6 protein-coding genes are annotated in these 6,147 nt (G+C 54.8%); 4 read left to right on the top strand and 2 right to left on the bottom strand.

Annotation, left to right across the window (positions count from 1 at the left end; genetic code table 11):
• Positions 1-42: 42 nt before the first annotated feature.
• Positions 43-537 (bottom strand): GyrI-like domain-containing protein, encoded by a 495-nt coding sequence (locus tag C772_RS06730; RefSeq protein ID WP_008298492.1) that lies wholly within the window; start codon positions 535-537, stop codon positions 43-45.
• Between the two features lie 139 nt (positions 538-676).
• On the opposite strand from C772_RS06730, the gene C772_RS06725 reads away from it, so the two are divergent.
• Complete coding sequence (locus C772_RS06725) at positions 677-1,411, top strand: YqcI/YcgG family protein (RefSeq protein WP_008298491.1); 735 nt, start codon at positions 677-679, stop codon at positions 1,409-1,411.
• A gap of 147 nt (positions 1,412-1,558) precedes the next feature.
• Positions 1,559-2,335, top strand: a complete 777-nt coding sequence (locus tag C772_RS06720) for an SDR family NAD(P)-dependent oxidoreductase (protein ID WP_008298490.1) — start codon at positions 1,559-1,561, stop codon at positions 2,333-2,335.
• Between the two features lie 93 nt (positions 2,336-2,428).
• On the opposite strand, the gene C772_RS06715 is transcribed toward C772_RS06720, so the two are convergent.
• Positions 2,429-4,168 (bottom strand): AAA family ATPase, encoded by a 1,740-nt coding sequence (locus C772_RS06715; RefSeq protein ID WP_008298489.1) that lies wholly within the window; start codon positions 4,166-4,168, stop codon positions 2,429-2,431.
• 224 nt (positions 4,169-4,392) lie between these two features.
• Here C772_RS06715 and C772_RS06710 point away from each other — a divergent pair, with 224 nt between their 5' ends.
• On the top strand, positions 4,393-5,313 hold the full coding sequence (locus tag C772_RS06710) for an NAD(P)H-dependent flavin oxidoreductase (protein WP_008298488.1): 921 nt from the start codon (positions 4,393-4,395) through the stop codon (positions 5,311-5,313).
• A gap of 303 nt (positions 5,314-5,616) precedes the next feature.
• The gene (locus C772_RS06705) at positions 5,617-6,135 is read left to right on the top strand and encodes a DNA topology modulation protein (protein WP_008298487.1); all 519 of its coding nucleotides are present in this window, start codon (positions 5,617-5,619) and stop codon (positions 6,133-6,135) included.
• Positions 6,136-6,147 lie beyond the last annotated feature (12 nt).

Below are 6,147 nucleotides of genomic sequence, written 5' to 3'. Positions count from 1 at the left end.
GTTTTGTCTACAGTCTGAAGCTCCCCTCTGCTGGAGCTTTTTTTATTGCCTGTCGTTAGGAGGTAAGAAGGGAAATGGTGAGGTTTGCTTGTGACTGCTCTGAAGAGGCAGGTAGATTTCAACATCTTCACCATGATCCGCAGGAATATAGATTTCGACGATATATTCTTTTCGGTCGACCTGAAATCCCTGGCGGGCAGTCCATTCCAATAGACCGGCATGGAGACTATTTAAAGCTTCGATCTTGCCGCTTGCCATTGCGTAATCACCCTGCGTTTCGATATACAACATCCCGTCAGGAACATTGCGGACGGGCATGGCCACCATCAGGCCGGCGATAAATTCTCCTTGGAGATGGTCCTCGCTTCTCTTGGGCTCGAATAAAGCGATTTCTCTGCCGGATGAACCTTCAATCTCGGAGGACCGCGCCATGACTTCCCGTGCGGCATTTGGAACAATTGTTCCAAACTCCGAAAAAGCCCCATTGCTTCTCATTCCTACTAACAGAAACTGCCTGCTCACGATCTTGCCTGTCATTTGCCGCCTCCTTATCCAATCACTTATAGTTGTTCTGCATCACTAAATCCGATTCCTATCAAATTCTCAATATGTTCGTTTCTGCCCTTCAGGAAAAGGGCATAATAGTGAATAGAGATCAGACGGAGGGGTCATCATCATGAAAACTTTGGAAAACAAAATGCTGGTCAAGGAAGACTTCAGTAACCGGGAAGACCTTCCCGAGTGGCTGTTGCGTGAATATCAGACATTCCACGAAACCGTAACGAACAAGACCTTCCCCTGTTATTTCGGGATGGCCGCACAGCTCGGCGGAGAGCTGCGGTATGCCTATATTGAACGGGATGACTGGTCCAATCTGCCTCAGGCGCTGATGGAGTTCCTGGAGCTTTTCAAAGATCCGAAGCACAAGCGGTATGGCTTCTTCGTGTTTGTTGAACCGTTTGAGGAAGAGGGCTCCCTGGAAGACTACCGGAAGGAATTCTGGGATATCCTCCAGTATCTGCATGAACAGGATCCGGTTGATTGGCCCGAGGACTCACCGAAGGATCCGGACCATCATCTCTGGGATTTCCGCTTCGGAGGCGAGCCGATCTTTGTTTTCGGCAATGCGCCGGCCTATAAGCAGCGCAAGACCCGTGACCTCGGCAACGCGATGGTCCTCGGATTCCAGCCGCGCAAGATTTTCAAAGGGTTGGAAGGGACCGAGCCGGGCGGCATCAATTCACGCGAGAAAGTCCGTGAGCGCGTGGAGAAGTGGGACAACCTGCCGAAACACCCGGACATCAGCCACTTCGGCGACCCCACGCATAATGAGTGGAAGCAGTTCTTCATCGGTGATGATGTTGTGCCGATCAAGGGCAAGTGTCCGTTCAGGCATAAGGATATGGACTGACAAAGCCCATTGTATTCAAAACGCCTCCTGCATCGGGAGGCGTTTTTGTTTTATCCGAGCACTTATAAAGGACAAGCTGATTTTGCGTTTATTCCAAATTCCTGGGGTACACTTAGTCATGGAAGTCATTTTCGGGGAGGAATTTACTTGGAACAAACATTTCCGATTCTTGAAGGCAAGGTAGCAATTATTACCGGCGCTGCGATGGGCATGGGTGAAGCCACTGCAAGACTGTTCGCTGAAGCAAAGGCCAAAGTGGTCATTGCCGATTTCAATGAGGAAAAGGGACAGGCCGTCGCTGATTCTATTAAACAGGATGGCGGCGAGGCGGCTTTCGTCAAAGTGGATGTATCCAACTCCGAACAGGTTCAGAAAATGGTCCAGTTCGCGGTAGACACGTACGGCAAGCTGGATATTGGCGTCAACAATGCCGCCCTCACACCGGATGACAAGCCGGCTGCAGAGTTTGATGAGGATTACTGGGATCGTCTGATGTCGGTCGATCTGAAAGGCGCGGCACTTTGCATGAAGTACGAGCTTCAGCAGCTGATCAAGCAGGGCAATGGCGGCTCCATTATCAACATCTCTTCTGTCAGCGGATTCCGTCCGCAGCCGGACAACATCGCTTACGTCGCAGCGAAGCATGGAGTGGTCGGCATGACAAAAGTTGCTGCCCTTGAAAACGGCAAGTACAACATCCGTGTAAACTCTGTTGCACCGGGTGCGATCGACACGCCGATGCTGCGCGGGGCGCTTGAGCAGTTCAACCTTAATGAAGAGGAGTATGCACCGCAACTCAGCCTGCTGAACCGCTTTGGTCAGCCTCGGGAGGTTGCGCAGGCGACACTCTGGCTCGCGTCCGATGCATCCTCTTATGTAACTGGAACGACCATCCACGCGGACGCGGGATACACTTCCCGCTGATCGATGAAAACCGCCTTCCTAATCTGGAAGGCGGTTTTTTTACAATATGGGCAAAAAGAAACGCCTGCCGGCTTCGGCAGGCGTTATGTTCGATTAAGCTTCGAAAGCAATCAGGTCGTCACGGACGACTTTTTTGTACCCGACGATTTCCTGGATCTCGTCGCCGTCGATTGTTTCTTTGGTCATGAGCGCATCGACGAGCCGGGCGTATTCGGACGGATGGCTCTTGATCAGCAGTTCGGCCATCTCAAGGGCTTCGTCAAACAGTTCCTGCATACGCGCTTCTTTTTCGTTGTTGTTGAAGGTGAGCTTGAACCCTTCCTGGAGAAGGCCGGTGTCGACCATTTCTTCCAGCAGGTGTTTGGCCTGCTGGACGTCTCCGCCGACACCCAGGCTGTGTTCGCCGAGGTGGAGCCGCTCGGCGACGCCGCCTGCGAGGATCATCGCGACGCGGTCAAGCTGCTCGCTCACCGTCGACAGGTGCAGTTCCTTCTGGAGCGGGGCGACATAGCCGAGTGCCATGCCGCGCGGGATGATGGTCGCCTTCCGGACGGAGCCCGGGTTCGTGAGCGCCTGGACAAGCGCGTGGCCCGCTTCATGGATGGCGACGCGGCGCTTTGTATCCGGGTCGTTCAGTGAGCGTGCCGTGCTGCCGAGGATGGTGCGGTCAATCGCAAAGTCAAGGTCGGCCTTTGCAATCTCGGTCCGGCCGTCCCGGAGTGCACGCCGGGACGCCATTTCAAACAGGGAGCTCAGCTCGGCACCGGAGAATCCGGATGTGCTTTCTGCCAGTGCATCAAAGGACATTGCGACTTCCGGTGCGAAGGTCTTGCCTTTTGTATGGATATCAATGATCTCGCGGCGGCCCTGGGTATCGGGAAGCGGAACCTGGAACTCGAAATCGATCCGGCCCGGACGGACGAATGCGTCATCGAGCATGTCTTTCCGGTTGGTTGCGGCAATAAAGAGGATGCCGTCGTTGTCGTTTCCGCCGTCCAGCTGGACGAGAAGCTCGGTGAGGGTCTTTTCGGACTCCTCGCCCCCGTGCTGCTTCCGCTTTCCTGCAAGCGCATCGACCTCATCGATGAAGATGACGGCCGGCCGCTGTTTGCGGGCGTTCTGGAAGAGGGTACGGACCCGGGATGCGCCGACCCCGACAAACATCTCGGTGAAGGCCGCACCGCTGGAGGAGAAGAACGTTGCGCCGAGCTCGTGGGCGATTGCCTGTGCAAGGAGTGTTTTCCCTGTGCCAGGAGGCCCGTAGAGCAGAATGCCCCGAGGCGGTGTCAGCCCGACTTCCTCGGCGGCTTTCGGATCTTTCAGGACGACAAGTGCCTGTCCGATTTCGTCTTTCATCTCATCCGGGATGCCGCCGATATCATCGAGTGTGACATCCGGAAGAGGAGTGGATTTTGCCGCACTCTGCTTCATCGAGGATGCCGTTCCAAGCTTTCCTTTGCGGTAAAGGATGAAGAACGTCACCGCGATGGCACCGAAGATCCCGGCGAGGAGGAGCCGGTCCCCGGTGCTCTGTTTGGAGTACTCGTAGTTTACTGCATGGTTCACGACCAGCTGCTCGACGCTTTGGCTGTTGGGCGGCACGTTTGTGCGGTAAGTGCCGTCAGGCGTCTTGAGGGTCAGCGTTCCGGAAGCCGATTCGGTGAGCGTCATCATCGGGCCGGATTCAGATCGGACCAGTTCCTGGATCTTGGCGAACGGAACGTCTGCCGGCCGGGTGCTGTCATACCAGAACCACCCAGCGCTACCGACTGCCGCGACGAGAAGCAATGCGACAAGAAACACTTTGGAAGATAGTTTGGAAATCGGCTTCAAGACCGTCAACTCCTAAGTCAGAATAAGCCCATTATAGCGGATTTCCCTTTTTCTTTGTAGGGAAACGGGTTGAGTAATATCTTACAATTTATTGTCGATAGTTTAAGAATGTTAGATCGCAAAGAATGAACGATCATTCATTTTTGCTTGACAGGCTTTCCGGTGAAGCCGAAAATAAAGGTGGAAGAGTCTTAGTTTTCAAACGATTATAAGGGGTGGGGGATATGCTGAAGTTGCCGGTGATCGTGGCGCCGATGTTCTTGGTGTCCAATCCGGAAATGGTGATTGAATCGGGGAAAGCGGGCGTGGTCGGGACATTTCCGCTGCTGAACGCGCGGCCGGTGTCGGTGTGCGCGGAGTGGCTGCAGCAGGTCAAGGATGGTTTGGGTGACACGCCATGGGGGGTCAACTTCATCTGCCACAAAAAAGCGAATCAGAGATACGGCGATGATCTGGAGCTGATCAGGGAATACGAGCCGCCGATCGTCATCACCTCTCTCGGCCATCCGGGTGAGGTCGTGGAAGTGGTTCACGCATATGGGGGAAAGGTTTACTCCGATGTCGCAAACGTCAGGCATGCAAAGAAAGCGGCACAGACAGGAGTGGACGGACTGATTCTCGTCTGCGCGGGCGCAGGCGGCCATGGTGGCCTGCTGAATCCGTTCGCTTTCATCTCGGCGGTGAAGACGTTCTATGACGGAACGATCATTCTTTCCGGCGCGATGTCCACTGGTGCGGACGTTGCGGCGGCACGTGCGATGGGCGCGGATTATGCCTATCTGGGCACCCGTTTCCTGGCCGCAGAGGAAAGCGGTGCATTCGAAGACTACAAGCAGATGGTCATCGACTCGACGGTGGAGGATATTATTTACACCGATGCCATTAGCGGGGTTCCTGCGAACTTCCTCACCCCTTCTCTTGTCCGGCAGGGGCTGGATCCGGAAAATCTGAAAGGGACAACAGGCAAGCTGGATTTCTCCGGTGAAGATGAAATCAAGGCCTGGAGGGATGCCTGGTCAGCCGGACAGGGCGTCACAAACATCACAGAACGCGAAACCGTCGCGCAAATTGTGGAAAAGCTTACGGAGGAATACGAAGCCGCCATCGCCAGGCTCTCGGAAGACCGGAGCGGAATCGTTCATTAAAATAAGGATGCACCGGCCGCTGCCGGTGCATTTTTTATGGATTGCGGAGGCGCGGAATGAGGGTGAAGCCGAGAATGCATCGGCTGCGGCCGCGAAATGGTGAGTTGTGGTCGTGAAATGATGAGTTGCGGTCGCGAAACGGTGGACTGCGGCCGCGAATGGACAACTTGCAGTCGCGAAATCACGAGTTGCCGCCGCGCACTTAACTTCCAAGCTCCAAATCTCCTAATCCAAATAGGGGAATGGGAACATGCCGGCCGATGCGTTATAATGAGAGTCACACGAAAGGATCGGGGGATCGTCATGGACCGGATCATGCTGATCGGGCCGGGCGGCGCAGGGAAGTCGACGCTCGCCCGCCAACTGGGTGAACGGCTGGGCATCACAGTCCATCATCTGGATGCGCTTCTGTGGAAGCCGGGATGGACGCTCACGACACGGGAGGAACAAAAGGAGATCCAGCGGGGCCTCTTTGACGGCGAACGCTGGATTGTCGACGGCAACTATGGGGCAACGATGGATCTGCGTCTGCAGGCGGCCGATACGGTGATTTTCATGGATATGCCGAGGCGGGTCTGCATGTACGGGATTATCCGACGCCGGATTCGGTACCACGGAAAAACGAGGCCGGATATGCAGAGGGACTGCCCGGAACGCCTCAACTTTGAATTTGTCAAATGGGTCTGGAACTATCGAAAAAATAAAAGGCCGGGGGTTCTCAGGAAATTGGAAAGCCTCGGCCCGGACAAACAAGTGATTATATTGAAAAGCAGAAAGGACGTCCGCCGATTCCTGGAGGGAATCGGGCGGCGTCCTTCATGATTGGAGTGTCAA

Origin of the sequence: Bhargavaea cecembensis DSE10 (assembly GCF_000348905.1) — a bacterium.
Classification (GTDB): Bacteria; Bacillota; Bacilli; order Bacillales_A; family Planococcaceae; genus Bhargavaea; species Bhargavaea cecembensis.
This window is presented reverse-complemented; position numbering and strand designations above follow the sequence as displayed.